Below are 14988 nucleotides of genomic sequence, written 5' to 3'. Positions count from 1 at the left end.
GCTTCGCCCGAGCCACCTCTCCCCCACTGCGTGGGGCCGAGGAAACGCGGCGTCCGCAGTTGGCGCTTCCTCTCCCCCGGGCAGGGGGAGAGGTGGCTCGCGAAGCGAGACGGTGAGGGGGTGCTTGCCAGTGTATGTGACGCCATCCCCCTCATCCCTTCACCGCCGGCTTCAGCCCGTAGGGCCGCCACAACAGCACCACCATCATCAGGAGCATGTTCGATGCCAGCGACAGCTTGGGGAACAGGAAGGCCACGTAGTTGGTGAGCAGCCCGACCAGGATCGCGCCGAGCAGCGATCCCTCGATGGAGCCCAAGCCGCCGATGATCACCACGATGAAGACGAGGATCAGGAGTTCCTGCCCCAGTGCCGGGGTGATCAGGCTCTGGTAGCCGGCCCACATCGCTCCGCCCATGGCGGCGAGCGCGGAACCGGCCATGAACACGCCGATGAACAGCCGGTCGATGCGGAAGCCGAGCGATTCCACCATCTCGCGGTTTTCCACCCCCGCCCGGATCAGGAGGCCGATGCGGGTGCGGTTCAGCGCGTAGTAGAGCACGACGAAGACGGCGAGGCCGAGCAGCAGCGCGAAGATGCGGTAGGTCTCGATGGCGACGTCGCCGATGATGATCGACCCCGACAGGAAGGCCGGCCGCGCCACCGCGATCGGCACGCCGCCCCAGATCGCCAGGATCAACTGCTCGGCCACGATCAGCGCCCCCATGGTGATCAGGATCTGGCGCAGATGGTCCTTGTAGACCGGCTTCACGATCACCCGCTCGAAGAACCAGCCGGCCACCGCGCCGAAGGCGGTCGCGGCCCCGATCGCTGCCGCCAGCGCCAGCATGTTCAGGATCGCGCTGTCGGCGCTCAGCCACGACGCCATCGCCGCCAGCACGGTGGCCGCGATGAAGGCGCCGAAGGTCACGAAGGCCGAATGGCCGAAGTTCAGGACGTCCATCAGCCCGAAGACCAGCGACAGGCCCGACGCCATGAGGAAGATCATCATCCCCATCGCCAGCCCCGCCGCCGTCAGCGTCACCCATGTCGACGGCGATCCGATCATCGCGAAGGCGAGGATCGCGAGGAAGACCGGGATCAGATAGACGCCGCCGAAGCGATCGAAGGTTGCGTTCATCGGCGGGCTCCGAGATGGCAACGGTCCGGGCCTTGTAGAAGGCGCGAGGCGAACCAGCGCCGGCGCGAGGCACCCCCCTCTGCCCTTCCGGACATCTCCCCCTCAAGGGGGGAGATCAGCAACTTCGATCTCCGCGCTCGTTCTGCAAAATGGGAGATTGGCGAGGATCGCGATGCCGGCCAATCTCCCCCCTTGAGGGGGAGATGTCCGACAGGACAGAGGGGGGTACTGAAGCGCGCGATATCCGGAATCATCCCAAGGCCACCTACTGATGCTCGGCCAGCGAAAGGCTGAGCAGCCGCGTCTGCAGCGCCTCGTCCCCGGCCAGTTCCGCCATGTCGCCATGGTGCACGATGCGCCCGTCGTCGATCACCGCCACCCCGCGCCCCAGCGAGCGCGCGAACAGGAAGTTCTGCTCGACCAGCAGGATGGTCGTCTCCTGTGCGATCTCGCGGAAGGCGGCGATCATGTTGCGGATGATGGCTGGCGCCAGGCCCTTGGTCGGCTCGTCGATCAGGATCAGCTCTCGCCGCTCGATGATGGCGCGGGAGATCGCCAGCATCTGCTTCTGCCCGCCCGACAGCGCGAAGGCCTGCTTGGTCCAGAACTTCTCCATCGCCGGAAACAGCGCGAAGACGCGGCCAAGACGATCGTCATCGAACCGGCCACTCGTGGAAGCGAGCCGCATGTTCTCCTCCACCGTCAGGCCGCCGAAGATGCCCATGTTCTCGGGCACGTAGGCAATGCCGAGCCGCGCGATGTCGGGGGTCGGCATTGCCGTGATGTCGTGGTGGCGAAAGACGATCGCACCCTTCCTCGCCCGCCACAGGCCCATGACCGTGCGCAGCGTCGTGGTCTTGCCCGCGCCGTTGCGCCCCAGCAGCACGTGCACGCCGCCTTCCGGCACGTCCATCGAGATGCCGTGCAGGATGTGGTACTGCGCGATGTCGGTGTGGACATCGTCGAGCCTCAGGATCGCGCCGTTCATGCGGCTTCCTCCTCGTCGGCGCCGACGCCGAGATAGATCTCGCGCACCTGCGGCAGCGCCATGACCGCGTCCGGCTTGCCGTCGGCGACGAGTTCGCCGTTGTGCAGCACCACGATGCGGTCGGCGAGCGCGCGCACCACGTCCATCTTGTGCTCCACCAGCAGGATCGTCTTGGAGCTGTCCTTCTTGATCGAGGCGATCAGGTCGAGGATCACCGGCGCCTCATCGACCGACATGCCGGCGGTCGGCTCGTCGAACATGAAGACGTCGGGCTGCATGGCGATCAGCATCGCCACCTCCAGCTTGCGCTGGTCGCCGTGCGGCAGGGCCGAGGCGGGATAGCCGGCGACGTCGGCGAGCCGCGCGCTTTCGAGATAGGCCTGCGCCTCGTCGCGCAGTCCGGTCAGCGACGCCGCGCGGGTGAATATCCTCGGTCCGACGCCCCGCCGCGCCTGTACCGCGAGGCGGACGTTCTCCAGCACGGAGAGCTTCGGAAACAGGTTGGTGAGCTGGAAGGCGCGGCCGATGCCGGCCTTGGCGCGTGCCGACGGCGAGAGGCCCGAAATGTCGCGATCGCCCTTGAATACCTTGCCCTCGCTCGGCCGCAGCTGGCCGGAGACGAGGTTGAACCACGTCGTCTTGCCGGCCCCGTTCGGCCCGACGATCACCGTCAGCTCCCCCGCCCGGAAAGCGCACGTCACCCCGTTCACGGCGACATGCCCGCCGAAGCGGATCGTCAGGTTTTCTGTGCGCAGCGATGGGGTCATGGGATCGTCGGGCAAGGGATCTGCATTGTTCTGCGTTGAGGCACCCCCTCACCGTCACGCTGCGCGTGCCACCTCTCCCCCTTTCCGGGGGAGAGGAAGGGGCTGCATGGGCGCCGGCGTTCTTCCGGTTCCTCTCCCCCGGGCAGGGGGAGAGGTGGCACGCGCAGCGTGACGGTGAGGGGGTGATGCCTCCCGGCGCGAGGCGCCGGGAGGATCGGTGCCGCGCTATTCCTGGTTGTTACGCCCGATCGGAATGTCCATCTCCTCCGGCTTGATCTCGCGGACGAGTTCCGGGATGGCCCAGGCGACGTTGTCGTCGACCTTGATCTTGAAGTGGTACATGGACTGCAGCGCCTGATGATCCTCCGGACGGAAGGTCATGGTGCCCTTCGGCGTCTCCCAGCTCATGCCTTCCATGGTATTGATCAGCGTCTCGGTCTCCCAGTCGTCGGCGGTCTCCAGCGCCTTCACGATGGCGAGTGCCGCGGCCATGCCGCCGGCGGTGAAGAAGTCGGGCGGCGAGCCGAACTTCTCCTGGTGGGCCTTCACCAGCCAGTCGTTGATCTCGTTCTTCGGCGCCTCGTAGTAGTAGTAGATCGAGCCTTCCATGCCCGGCACCTTCTTGTAGGCGGCCATGGCGGGCAGGATGTTCCCACCGGTCGACAGTTCGATGCCGTAGCGGGCCGGGTCGGCGGAGACGAGCGGAGTCAATGCGTCGATACCCGCGACGTAGATATAGATGACCTTGCGGCCTTCCTTGTCCTTCAGAGCGTTGAAGAGACGCTCGATCGTCGCGGTAAAGTCGGTGGTCTGCTGCGGCACGTATTCTTCCGCCACCAGGTTCGCGCCCGTGCCTTCGAGCGCGCGCTTGAAGGAGGCGATGCCGTCGCGGCCGAAGGCGTAATCCTGCGCCAGCGTCGCCACGAAGAGCTTGTCGTCGGGGTTGAGCGCCAGCGCCTGTGCCTGCGTGTCCATCGAGGAGTTGCGCGAGGTCTTGAAGACGTAGCGGTTGGAGTCCGGACCCGTCAGCGAATCCGCCACCGCCGGCTCGACCAGCAGGATCTTCTCGTATTCCTGGGCGATCGGCAGCATGGCCGTGGTGACGCCCGAGGAGGTGCCGCCGACCGCGATCAGCGCCTCGTCGTCGCCATAGGCTTCGGCGAGCACGGAGCGGGCGACGTCGGGCTTGAACTGGGTATCCTTCTCGATCACCTCGATCTTGCGGCCCTTGATCTCCATCGTGCCCTTGGTGGCGTATTCGAGACCGAGGTTGAAGCCGTTGGTGGTCTGCTTGGAATAGGCCTCGAGCGGCGAGCCCGACAGGCCGTGCACCAGCGCGATCTTGACCGGATCCTCCTGCGTGTAGGCCGTCGACCAGCCGGCAGCGGCAAGCGCCGTCGCGACCGTCAGCGTTGCAATCATTCTTTTCATGTCGTCTCCTCCTTTGAGAGCCAGTAAATCTCTAGCGTACAGCCTTCAGCCGGACGCGCGGTCCGGCTGACGCGCGAGCGCGCGCTGTCCGGCCGGGTCCCGGAGTCCGGCGATGTTCGAACGGGGTTGCCGACAATTCCTCCGCGCGAAACGGCGCCGCGCAGGGGTTGCATCGCCGGTCGGCGGCGTCCTCGCGCCTTCCGCGGCCATGCGCGACGCGGTCGTGTGCGTGGCCTTGCGGCGACAGCTTCAAACGTCCCGCCCGCCATCCGGCCAGGTTCATGTCAGGCATTCCTCCCGCCGCACGCGTTTGTGTCGCGGATTCTGGTGTTGCGATCCCGCGTGCCTTGCTACTATCCGTTTGAGACACAACCTCCGCAATATCGTACAAATACGCATGGCAATTCAGGAGACTAAGCTGAGCGCCCTGGCGTTCGACTACGCGCCCGTCGGCATCGTGCTGACCGAGAACCGCATCATCCGCGAGTGCAACCTCACCTTCGCGCAGATCTTCGGCTACGAGCGCGAGGAACTGCTCGACCAGTCCTTCGCCTTCCTCTACCCGACCTACGAGGAGTTCCTGCGCATCCGCGACGTCGGCGTCGAGCCGCTGCGGCGCACCAACCAGTATTCCGACGAGCGCATCATGGCGCGCAAGGACCAGTCGCTGTTCTGGTGCCGCGTGCGCGGCCATTCCTTCACGCGCGACGAGCCGCTGGCGCGCGCCGTCTGGTCCTTCGCCGACCTCTCCGCCAGCCGCCCCATCGTGCAGCTGACCACCCGCGAGCGCCAGATCGTCATGCACCTGGGCGAAGGCCGCACCAGCAAGGAAATCGCCCGCCTGCTGACCATCTCGCCGCGCACCGTCGAAGCCCACCGCGCGCGGCTGCTGAAGAAGTACTGTGCGAGCAACGTCGCGGAGCTTCTGGCGTCGCTGTCAGGGATGCCGCATTGAGCGTGGTACTTACGGGGCGACTTCCTTCGACTGTGAGCGGGTCCGAAGGAGGAGCGAGAAAAGCCTCTCGCCCTCGAACCGTGTCGCGTTTCGCTCACTATCCCGTCCCGCGTCGCGAACGTGAGCCGAGTTCCCGTGCGAGTTCGACGAACGCTCTGTGAGCTGCCGAAGGATTGCGTCGTCCGGGGTAGTAAATGCAGAGTTCGTCTGGTGGCGGCATCCACTCCTCCAGAACGCAGATCAGCCGCCCTGACTTGATATCGTCCCGCACGCTGGCCTCCATGACGTAACCGAGTGCCACGCCGTCCCGCACGGTGCCGCGAGCCAGGCTCGCCTCATCCAGGGTAATGGGTCCTTTCACGTCGATCAGGAGCGGTTCCCCGTCCTTTTCGAAACGCCAGCGAAAGAGAGCGCCGTTCGGCAACCTGACCCGAACGCATTGATGATCGAGGAGGTCGATCGGCGAGGAAGGCGTTCCATGCCTTTCGAAATAGTCCGCCGAACCCACGACGACATTGCGCTGCGGCCTGCCCAATGAGATCGCGATCATGTCGCTCGGCACGAGGTCGGCCCGGCGCACGCCGATGTCGAAGCCCTCGGCGACGATGTCGACGAGCCTCCCTTCCGTGACCAGATCGATATGGACCTGGGGGTATCGCTTGAGGAATTCCAGAAGGAGGGGAGAAAAGATTTCCCGCGCTGCGGTGGCATAGGAATTGATGCGGAGCGTTCCTGCGGGGATCGACTGCTTCGAGCGTGCCGAATCCATTGCACGGTGAATGTCTTGCAAAGCAGGGCCGATGCTGTCGACGAACAAGCGACCGGTTTCCGAGAGCGATACGCTGCGCGTCGTGCGGTTGAACAAGCGGACGCCGAGATGGGTCTCCAGCTTTCCCACCGCATTGCTCACGGCTGTCGTGGACATTCCCAGTTCGAGCGCGGCGGCACGAAAGGATGCCTTCCGCGCGACGGCCGCGACAACTTCCAGATCCTGAAGGCCGGGCTTCGACATTGTCCCGATTTCCGCAATTCGGCATCCCTGTTTATCCCAATTATCGGTATATTGGAATGGGCCTATTTGTGCAGCACGCAATCCTCGACAGGAGATGACCATGCAACTGCCACAAACAATCGAGGCCTATTTCGCGGCGGACCGGAAGAACGATTGCGAGGCCGTCGTCGACTGCTTCGCACCAGACGCTACGGTACGTGACGAGGGCCGTTCTCATTCCGGACACCATGCCATCGGTAGCTGGTGGGAATACGCGAAGGCGAAGTATCGCCACGTCGCCGAGCCGATCGAGACGCTCACCGATGCGCGGGGAACCAGAGTGCGGGCCAGGGTAACCGGCGCGTTTCCGGGCAGTCCTGCGACCCTCACCTACGCATTCAGCCTCGCTGGCGAAAAGATCGCAGCCCTGGAGATCGGCGCATGAGCGACTTTCTCGATCTTGGCGGGCAGCGCGCGCTGATCACGTCCGGCACAAGAGGAGCCGGGGCGGCAACGGTCGACCTGTTCCGCAAGCTCGGCGCGCGCGTCTTGACGACAGCACTCTCCTTCCCGGCGGGTTCTGCGGCGGACGTCTCAGTGGTTGCCGACCTCGCAACCAGCGAGGGCTGCTCGACGGTCGCTGAGGCCGTCAGGCGCGAGTTGGGCGGTGTCGATATCGTCGTGCACATGCTTGGCGGCTCCTCGGCGCCCGCAGGAGGCTTTTCGGCGCTCAGCGACGGCGACTGGCACAAAGAGCTGAACCTCAATCTGTTTCCCGCGGTGCGGCTGGACCGCGAACTCGTACCGCAAATGGTCGCGCACGGACGTGGCGTGATCATCCACGTCTCGTCCATCCAGAGGCTGCTGCCTCTGCCGGAAGCGACGACCGCCTATGCGGCGGCAAAGGCGGCGCTGTCGACCTACAGCAAGAGCCTGTCGAAGGAAGTGTCGCCGAGAGGCGTTCGCGTCGTGCGCGTATCGCCCGGCTGGATCGATACCGAAGCTTCCATGGAACTCGCGCGCCGTGTCGCGAGCGACGCGGGCACCGACATCGAAGGCGGCAGGAAGATCATCATGGACTCTCTCGGCGGCATCCCCATCGGCCGTCCTTCCAGCCCGGCGGAGATTGCCAATCTCGTCGCCTTCCTCGCCTCCGGGCGCGCCGCTTCGATCACCGGCGCGGAGTATGTGATCGATGGTGGAACGGTGCCCACCGTCTAGGAAAATGCATCACGGTCGCGATGTCCGCGCCATCAAAGAGGAGATGAACATGAACACCAAGACGACAAACCTTTTCGCCGCGGCGGCCGCTGTTCTTGGCGCCGCCACGATGTCCGCCCATGCGGCCGACGACCTTCCCGAAAGCCAGCGGGTAAGAAACGTCGTGCTGGTTCATGGGGCGTTCGCTGACGGTTCCGGTTGGCGCGGCGTCTACGATGAACTGACCGCGCGAGGCTACCGCGTGTCGATCGTTCAAAACCCGCTGACCTCGCTGGCGGACGACGTAGCCGCAACCAGACGCGTCCTGGAACGACAGAACGGGCCGACCATTCTCGTCGGCCATTCCCGGGGGCGGCACCGTCATAACCGAGGCCGGCGACCACCCATGGTCGCCGGGCTCGTCTACGTGTCGGCGCTTTCTCCCGACGCGGGCGAGACAACCGCGCAGCAGTACGACGGATATCAGACCCCGCCGGAATTCGTCATCGACACCACCGGGGACGGCTTCGGCTTCATCGACCCGGACACGTTCAAGATCGGCTTTGCCAACGACACGAGCGATGCGGATGCCGCCTTCCTGCGGGATTCCCAGGTACCGATAAACATGTCCGCCTTCGGGTCGAAACTCGAGCATGCCGCATGGCGAACGAAGCCAAGCTGGGCAGTGATCGCTACCGACGATAGGGCCTTCGACCAGCGCATGCTGCATGCGATGGCCGAGCGCATCGGAGCGAAGGTTACAAAGGTGGCCGCAAGCCATGCCGTTTTCATGACCCAGCCGAAAGTCGTTGCGGAGGTCATCGAGGAGGCCGCCCAGCAGGCGTCGACGACTGCCCGATAGGTGCAGCACCCTCTGCTGCCGCTAAGCATCCGGCGCCTCTGGAAGGAACACCGCGGAATGTCAGCTTCCGGGCGCGGGAAGGCAAGACCGAAGCAGACACTGTGCGCGTTGCCGCCGAGGCTGACCGGTCACACGATAGGCGGGTCTCGCAGCACGTGTCTGCCCGAAGAGCACGACCCAAGAATCGTCGCCTCCCTCACACCCGTCCCGCAATCGCGATAACCTCCGGACTGTCGTCGGTTCTCGCCGACCGGTCCCAGTCGCCGTACCATGCCTGCGCCCGCAGTCCCGCCGCTTCGACGAAGCTCGCCACCTCGCCATGGTCCATGAACCGCAGGGTGCTCGTCGTGAGCGCCGTATCGCCCGGTCCGAAGACGAAGTGCGTCTCAAAGGTCACGAGCCGCCCATCCACGCCCGCGATGTCGTGGAACACCTCCACCGGCCCGATGCCGGGCACCTGCACCACTTCCCGCGTCTCGTCCGGAGTCCAGGTCTCCCAGTCGCGCACCGCCGCGTTGCGCATCTCGAAGGCGAGTTTTCCGCCGGGTGCCAGGTGTTCGCGCAGGTTTGCCAGCGCCGCCAGAACCGCGTCGTCGTCGAGGAAGACCTGGAACACGTGCCCGGTCATGATGATGAGGTCGAAAACCGGCCCCAGAGCCAGCGTGCCGGCCGTGCCTTCCACCCACCGCACCCTGTCGCCGCCCGGCCGCCTGCGCGCCACGTCCAGCATGGCGCCGGCCGGATCGGCGCCGGTGACCCTGTGTCCGCGTTCGGCCAAGGCCGTCGCAAGCCGCCCGGTGCCGCAGCCGACGTCGAGAATCGTTAGCGGACGGTCGCCCGCCAGGTCGAGATAGAAGGCGTCCGCCGCATCCGGCGGGTTCAGCGGGTCGTAGACGGCGGCGAGCCTCGGATCGGTGTAGCTCGCACAGGGCCGCCCCGCGACCGTGCCCGCCTCAGACATGCTGGCCGCCATTGATGTGGATCTCCGAGCCCGAGACGTAGGCCGCCTGCGGCGAGCACAGGAAGAAGATGATGTCGGCCACTTCCGCCGTGGTGCCGAGCCGTCTCAGAGGGATCGTCTCGACGATCCGGTCGGTGCCCGGCGACAGGATCGCCGTGTCGATCTCGCCCGGCGCGATCGCGTTGACGCGGATGCCGTGCGGTCCGAAGTCGGCCGCCATCTCGCGCGTCAGCGAGCCGAGCGCCGCCTTGGACGTCGCATAGGCCGTGCCCGCGAAAGGATGCACGCGCGTGCCGGCAATCGAGGTGACGTTGACGATCGAGCCCTGCGCGGCCTCCATCTCCTTGAACAGCCCGCGCGCCAGCATGATGGGGGCGAAGAAGTTGACCTGGAAGACGTCACGCCACACGTGCATGGGTGTGTCGAACGAGTTCATGCGTCCGCCATCCTTCAGCTTCGGCGAGATGCCGGCATTGTTGACCAGCGCGTGCAGCCTGCCGCCGGTGCTCTCCAGCCGGTGGCGCATGTCGGCCACGGCGGCGCCCACTTCCTCCGGATCGGACAGATCGACCTTGATGTGGTCCTCCGGGCCCTGCGGCCAGGGGCAGTCGTCGGAAAAGGCCTGCCGCGAGCAGGTGATCACGCGCCAGCCCTCGCGCGAAAAGCGCTTCACGGTCGCGTGCCCGATGCCGCGGCTGGCGCCGGTCAGGATCAGGGTCTTGCGAAGGTCCGTCTCGGACATGGCCAGGGTCTCCTCGCCAGCTATCTATCCGAGCCAGGTGCCGCTGGCGAGGGGAAGCGGCAAGACGCCTCACCGTCCTTGGCTGCGCCGCTCAGTTGCCGAGGATGACGTCCATGATCGAGCCGAGCGGCTTTTTCCGCGCATCGCCGACGTCGGCCGCCGGCACGGGATGGCCGATGGAGGCGGTGGTCGCCGGCTCCCGTTCAGCCGGCGCCGCCGTCGTGGCCGCCGCCGGCGCATCGTCCTCGGGTGATCCCGCCGGCAGGACCGGCCGCGGACCAGGCACGTCCGGGATCGGCTTGCGCCAGCCGGCGCCCGGCAGCGAGGCGACCTTCACGCCTTCGTGCGCGGCGACCATGAAGTCGTGCCAGGCGAGCGCGGGAAGCGAGCCGCCGGTGACGTTCTTCGTCGGCGAGCCGTCGTCGTTGCCGAACCAGACGCCGGTGGTCAGGTTCGCCGTGTAGCCGACGAACCAGGCGTCGCGTGAGTTCTGGCTGGTGCCGGTCTTGCCCGCCGCCGGCCAGCCGAAGGCCGCCTTGCGCGCGGTGCCCGAGCGGATCGTCTCGGCCATCATCGCGTTCATCATCGCCACGGCTTCCTGGCTGATGACGCGCGGCACCTTGCCGTGTCCGGCTTCATAAAGCACCTTGCCCGAGGCGTCGGTGACGCGGCGGATGAAATGCGGCTCGGGCCGGTATCCGCCGTTGGCGAAGGGCACGTAGGCGGCCGTCAGCTCCAGCGGGGTCACCTCGGATGTGCCGAGCGCGATCGAGGTGTTGGCCTCGAGCTTGGATTCGATGCCCATCCGGTGCGCCGCCTCCACCACCGCCTTCGGCCCCACCTCCATGGCGAGTTGCGCGGCTACCGAGTTCAGCGATTTCGACAGCGCCGCCGTCAGCGTCACCTCGCCATAGTATTTGCCGTTGTAGTTCTCCGGCGTCCACTTGCCGATCCTCACCGGCGCGTCGTTGCGGATACTTTCGGGTGTGCGGCCCTGCTCGAGTGCCGCGAGAAAGACGAAGGGCTTGAAGGCCGAGCCCGGCTGGCGCCTCGCCTCCGAGGCGCGGTCGAACTGGCTGTTGGCGTAATCGTAGCCGCCGATCATGGCGCGCACCGCGCCCGACCCGTCGATCGAAACCAACGCGCCCTGGCTGACATTGAGCGTCTTGCCGTTCTCGCGGATCAGCGCGCGGATCGATTTCTCGCCGAGCTTCTGCAGTGTCAGGTCGATCGTGGTCTCCACCACCACGTCCTTGCGCACGTCGCCGATCAGGCCCGGAAGCTCCTCCATGATCCGGTCGGCGACATAGTGCTCGGAGCCGGTCCAGTAGGCCGCGGCGCGGGTCGCGGGCGCACTCATCGCCGCCGTCATCTCGCCATTGCCGATCATGCCCTGCTCGGCCATGGCGGCGAGCACGATCTGCGAACGCTCCTCCGCGGCCTTCGGGTCGCGCGCCGGCGAAAGCCGCGATGGCGCCTTGAGCAATCCGGCGAGCAATGCCGCCTCCGACAGCGTCACCTGGCGCGCCGACTTGTTGAAATAGCGCCGCGAGGCCGCCTCCACGCCATAGGCGCCCGAACCGAAATAGACGCGGTTCAGGTACATCTCCAGGATCTGCGCCTTGGAATGCTTCTGCTCCAGCCAGAGCGCCAGCAGCACCTCCTGCACCTTGCGCTCGAGTGTGCGCTCGGCGCTCAGGAACAGGTTCTTGGCCAATTGCTGCGTCAGTGTCGAGCCGCCCTGCACGAGTCGGCCTTCCACGACGTTTGTCGCCATGGCGCGCGCGAAGCCGATCGGGTCGACGCCGAAATGCGAATAGAAGCGCCGGTCCTCGATGGCGATCACCGCCTGGGGGATGTAGGGCGACATCTCGTGCAGCCCAACCGCCTCGCCCCCGGTCATGCCGCGGTTGGCGAGCAGTTTGCCGTCGGCGGAGACGATGCGCACGTTGGGCGGCCTGTCGGGCACCGACCACGTCGTGGCGCTGGGCATGCGCGCGCCGTAGTAGGCCGTCAGCCCCGCGCCCGCGATGCCCGCCCAGATGCCGAGCACCAGCATCCAGTAGGCCATGCCGCGCACGAACCCGAAAACCCCGCCGCCGCGCCGCCGCCGCGCCTTCCCGCGGCCACCTGCGGACCTCGTCCCGCCGCCAGAACCCGAGCGGCCGCCCGAGCGCCCGGAGCCGGCCGTCTTGCCGCCCCGCGAGCCCTTGGCCTTTCCCTTGCCGCGCGCAGCGGGGACCACCCGGTCGCTCTCGCTGACCGATAGCTCTCCGCGCGCCTTCGAACCTTCGAAACTCGGCTCGATCCGCTCGCTCTTCCCGCGCTTCGCCATGGACCCCGCCCGTCGTGTGGCCTCGACCGGCCGTCGGGGTGGAGACTAAAGGCGGCGATTTAAGGGGGTGTTAAGCGACCCGCTCTCCCGCGAGGCCGCAACCGGCCCGGCGAAGCCGCAAGCCGACCGGCTCGCGTCCTTAGAGCCCTCACCGGGTACACAGTCTCCGTGGCCCACGGTAGGGCTGATAGGTACAGTCGGAGGCTCGGAAAGAGCGGTATTCGCGCTGGCAGGAGCGCACGTTGCAGGAAGCGGCCGGAGCCGTCCTTTGCGCACGCGGAGTAAATGCTCCGAAGGCTGCCTCCTGCGACGGAGCGACGCCGATCTCGCAGACCTTTCGACGGCCGGAGTAGGACCGGTAGGTACAATCGGAGGCCCTGAAGGACCGGTATTCCCTATCACAGGCGGCGATATTGCAGAGCCTCTGGCCAGGCGCCCGTTGCGGGAAAAGCGTCGAGAACAGTGTTCCTTCGGTTTGCTCGCCGGCGCCTCCGGCCGTCGCGCGGGGTTGCGGATTGCCCGCCGTACAGAATTCCCTCGGCCCCGAGCGGGGCTGGTAGGTGCAGTCCGATGCCCTGAAGGACCGATATCGCCGCTCGCACGCCCGAATGTCGCAGGCAGCGACCTCGCCCCGCTCTCCCTGGCCGATGGCGGACGTGACCAGTTCCCGGTCGACCTCGTTCGCGGGCGAGGCGAGCGACCCCGCCCGGCTCAGGAAGGCGGCGAAGATCTCGGCCGGGATCGATCCACCGGTGACGCGTTTCATGGGCGAACCGTCGTCGTTGCCGACCCAGACGCCGACCACCAGTTGTTCGTTGAAGCCGATGAACCAGGCGTCCCGATAGTTCTGGCTCGTGCCGGTCTTGCCGGCCGTTCCGGCATCGATGTCCGCTGCTCGTCCCGTCCCCTTCTCCACGGCAAGGCGCAGGAGCCCGAGGAGGGGTTGCCTGACGCGCGGATCCATCACCGCGCCGCCGCCCCGGCCGATCCGCAGCGGCTGCTGGCTGCCGTCCACGCGAAGCTCGGCGATTCCGGAAGGCTGGATGGGAACACGTCCGGCACGCACCGAAGCATAGGCGCCGGTCAGGTCCAGCAGCGTCACTTCCGACGTTCCGAGTGCCAGGCTCGGCGTTCCTGTGAGTTCGCCGTCCACCCCGAGTTCCCGTGCCGAACGGATGACATTCTCGATGCCGACCTCCTGCGCCAGGCGCACGGTCGCCGCATTGAGCGAGCGCGCGAATGCTTCTGCAATCGTCACCCGGCCTTTGAAGTCGCCGCCGAAATTCTCGGGCGCCCAATCGTCGATCTCGATGGGGGAATCGTTCACCACGTCGCGGGGGTCGTATCCCGCCTGAAGGGCAGCATGGTAGACGAAGAGCTTGAACGTCGAGCCCGGCTGCCGTTGCGCCGCTACGGCGCGGTTGAAGCCACCTGCCTCGTACTCCGCACCGCCGACCATCGCGACCACCGCGCCGTCGGGCCGCATGGCGACCAGAGCCGCCTGGGTTGGCCCACCATCGCCGGCGCTGTCTTGCAGTGCTTGCGAAACGACTTCCTCAGCGAGCGCCTGCATCTCCGGGTCCATCGTCGTGCGGACCGACACCGATCCCCCGAGCGTGCCGGCAATCTTCCGGGCCTCCTCGTCCACCCAGTCGGAGAACCACCCGCCGCGGCTTGCCTCCCGGTTCACGGGTTCGATGCCCGCGAGTTCTCCCAGGGCAGCGACGGTCTGGTCTTCCCTTATCGCTCCGGTCTCCTCCATCGCGCGCAGCACGACGCCCGCCCGCTCTTCAGCCTTTTCCCTGTCCGCTCGCGGATTGAGGCGGGACGGAGCGCGGATCATCCCGGCCAGCATCGCTGCCTCGGCGAGCGACACGTCCCCGATGTTCTTGCCGAAATACACCTGGGCGGCGGCCGGCATCCCGGTAGCTCCCGCTCCCATGTAGATGCTGTTGAGGTACCGGGTCAGGATTTCGTCCTTGTCCAGCCGCGACTCGAGCCACAACGCGACAACGGCCTCCTGTATCTTCCTCTTGTAGGTGCGGTCGTCGTCGAGATAGCGGATCTTGATGAGCTGCTGTGTGATCGTGCTGCCGCCCTGTCGTATTCTCCCGGCGAAGACGTTCTCGACGAGTGCTCGCGCGATCCCTACGGGATCGAAACCGGCATGGTCGTAGAACCGCCTATCCTCGATGCTCAGGACGGCATCGATGAGGTGTTGCGGGAAATCTTCCCGTTTCGCCGGCTCGGCCGAAAACGCGCCGTGAGGAATGATTGCGTTGCCGCGTGAATCCTCCAGAACGACCACCGTCGGCCGGGTGCCCTTGCTGATTTCTGCCCACGGCACATCCTTCACCGCCCAGGCCAGAACCGATATGCCCGCCAGCGTCGCAACGGCCAAGACCGAGCCGGTCGCAAGGAGCATAGGTTTCCGGCGTGATGGCCCGGTGCGGACAGGATCGGTCGGCGGTTCCCGGGATGGCGTTTCCGTGGATATTTCGGAACCTGCCGCGCGCTTTGGCAGCAGATTTCCGAGGTCGCGCGTGAGCGCCTTCACGAGATATCGGAAGGCAAGCCTGTATCGGCGAAGTGCGCGCCCCATGAAGCGGAATCCCTGT

General features: G+C 66.4%; 13 protein-coding genes. 4 read left to right on the top strand and 9 right to left on the bottom strand.

Going from position 1 to position 14988, the window contains the following annotated elements:
* Positions 1 to 151: 151 nt before the first annotated feature.
* The 4 genes from ABGN05_RS18915 to ABGN05_RS18900 form a co-directional block, all read right to left on the bottom strand.
* The gene (locus tag ABGN05_RS18915) at positions 152 to 1138 is read right to left on the bottom strand and encodes a branched-chain amino acid ABC transporter permease (protein WP_367955594.1); all 987 of its coding nucleotides are present in this window, start codon (positions 1136 to 1138) and stop codon (positions 152 to 154) included.
* 265 nt (positions 1139 to 1403) lie between these two features.
* Complete coding sequence (locus tag ABGN05_RS18910) at positions 1404 to 2126, bottom strand: ABC transporter ATP-binding protein (protein WP_367955593.1); 723 nt, start codon at positions 2124 to 2126, stop codon at positions 1404 to 1406.
* Positions 2123 to 2893: an ABC transporter ATP-binding protein gene (locus ABGN05_RS18905; RefSeq protein WP_367955592.1), complete on the bottom strand. Its 771-nt coding sequence runs from the start codon at positions 2891 to 2893 to the stop codon at positions 2123 to 2125. Before ABGN05_RS18905 ends, ABGN05_RS18910 begins: the two co-directional genes overlap by 4 nt.
* A gap of 225 nt (positions 2894 to 3118) precedes the next feature.
* Positions 3119 to 4324: a substrate-binding domain-containing protein gene (locus ABGN05_RS18900; RefSeq protein ID WP_367955591.1), complete on the bottom strand. Its 1206-nt coding sequence runs from the start codon at positions 4322 to 4324 to the stop codon at positions 3119 to 3121.
* Positions 4325 to 4721: 397 nt separating this feature from the next.
* Between ABGN05_RS18900 and ABGN05_RS18895 the strand changes: the two genes are divergently transcribed.
* Positions 4722 to 5279: a LuxR C-terminal-related transcriptional regulator gene (locus tag ABGN05_RS18895; RefSeq protein ID WP_367955590.1), complete on the top strand. Its 558-nt coding sequence runs from the start codon at positions 4722 to 4724 to the stop codon at positions 5277 to 5279.
* A gap of 97 nt (positions 5280 to 5376) precedes the next feature.
* Here ABGN05_RS18895 and ABGN05_RS18890 read toward each other — a convergent pair whose 3' ends face one another.
* Positions 5377 to 6291, bottom strand: coding sequence for a LysR family transcriptional regulator (locus ABGN05_RS18890; protein ID WP_367955889.1), 915 nt, complete (start codon positions 6289 to 6291; stop codon positions 5377 to 5379).
* A 100-nt stretch (positions 6292 to 6391) separates the two neighbouring features.
* On the opposite strand from ABGN05_RS18890, the gene ABGN05_RS18885 reads away from it, so the two are divergent.
* Genes ABGN05_RS18885 through ABGN05_RS18875 form a run of 3 tightly spaced genes read left to right on the top strand, consistent with a single transcriptional unit; the run spans position 6392 to position 8332 of the window.
* Positions 6392 to 6715 carry a nuclear transport factor 2 family protein gene (locus ABGN05_RS18885; RefSeq protein ID WP_367955589.1) on the top strand — a complete coding sequence of 108 codons (324 nt, stop codon included), beginning with the start codon at positions 6392 to 6394 and terminating at the stop codon, positions 6713 to 6715.
* The gene (locus tag ABGN05_RS18880; protein ID WP_367955588.1) at positions 6712 to 7491 is read left to right on the top strand and encodes an SDR family oxidoreductase; all 780 of its coding nucleotides are present in this window, start codon (positions 6712 to 6714) and stop codon (positions 7489 to 7491) included. The genes ABGN05_RS18885 and ABGN05_RS18880 overlap by 4 nt, the downstream gene beginning before the upstream one ends.
* 49 nt (positions 7492 to 7540) lie before the next feature.
* Positions 7541 to 8332, top strand: a complete 792-nt coding sequence (locus ABGN05_RS18875) for an alpha/beta fold hydrolase (RefSeq protein ID WP_367955587.1) — start codon at positions 7541 to 7543, stop codon at positions 8330 to 8332.
* Positions 8333 to 8528: 196 nt separating this feature from the next.
* Here ABGN05_RS18875 and ABGN05_RS18870 read toward each other — a convergent pair whose 3' ends face one another.
* The 4 genes from ABGN05_RS18870 to ABGN05_RS18855 all read right to left on the bottom strand — a co-directional run bounded on the left by ABGN05_RS18870 (position 8529) and on the right by ABGN05_RS18855 (position 14795).
* A complete protein-coding gene (locus ABGN05_RS18870; protein WP_367955586.1) occupies positions 8529 to 9305 on the bottom strand; it encodes a class I SAM-dependent methyltransferase in 777 nt (258 codons plus the stop codon).
* Positions 9286 to 10035 (bottom strand): SDR family NAD(P)-dependent oxidoreductase, encoded by a 750-nt coding sequence (locus ABGN05_RS18865; protein WP_367955585.1) that lies wholly within the window; start codon positions 10033 to 10035, stop codon positions 9286 to 9288. Before ABGN05_RS18865 ends, ABGN05_RS18870 begins: the two co-directional genes overlap by 20 nt.
* A 91-nt stretch (positions 10036 to 10126) precedes the next feature.
* Positions 10127 to 12370, bottom strand: a complete 2244-nt coding sequence (locus ABGN05_RS18860) for a transglycosylase domain-containing protein (protein ID WP_367955584.1) — start codon at positions 12368 to 12370, stop codon at positions 10127 to 10129.
* A 148-nt stretch (positions 12371 to 12518) separates the two neighbouring features.
* On the bottom strand, positions 12519 to 14795 hold the full coding sequence (locus ABGN05_RS18855) for a PBP1A family penicillin-binding protein (protein WP_367955583.1): 2277 nt from the start codon (positions 14793 to 14795) through the stop codon (positions 12519 to 12521).
* Between the last annotated feature and the right edge of the window lie 193 nt (positions 14796 to 14988).

This window comes from Aquibium pacificum (assembly GCF_040839445.1).
GTDB lineage: Bacteria > Pseudomonadota > Alphaproteobacteria > Rhizobiales > Rhizobiaceae > Aquibium > Aquibium pacificus.
Note: the sequence above shows the minus strand (reverse complement) of the source record. Positions and strands in the feature narration are given on the sequence as shown.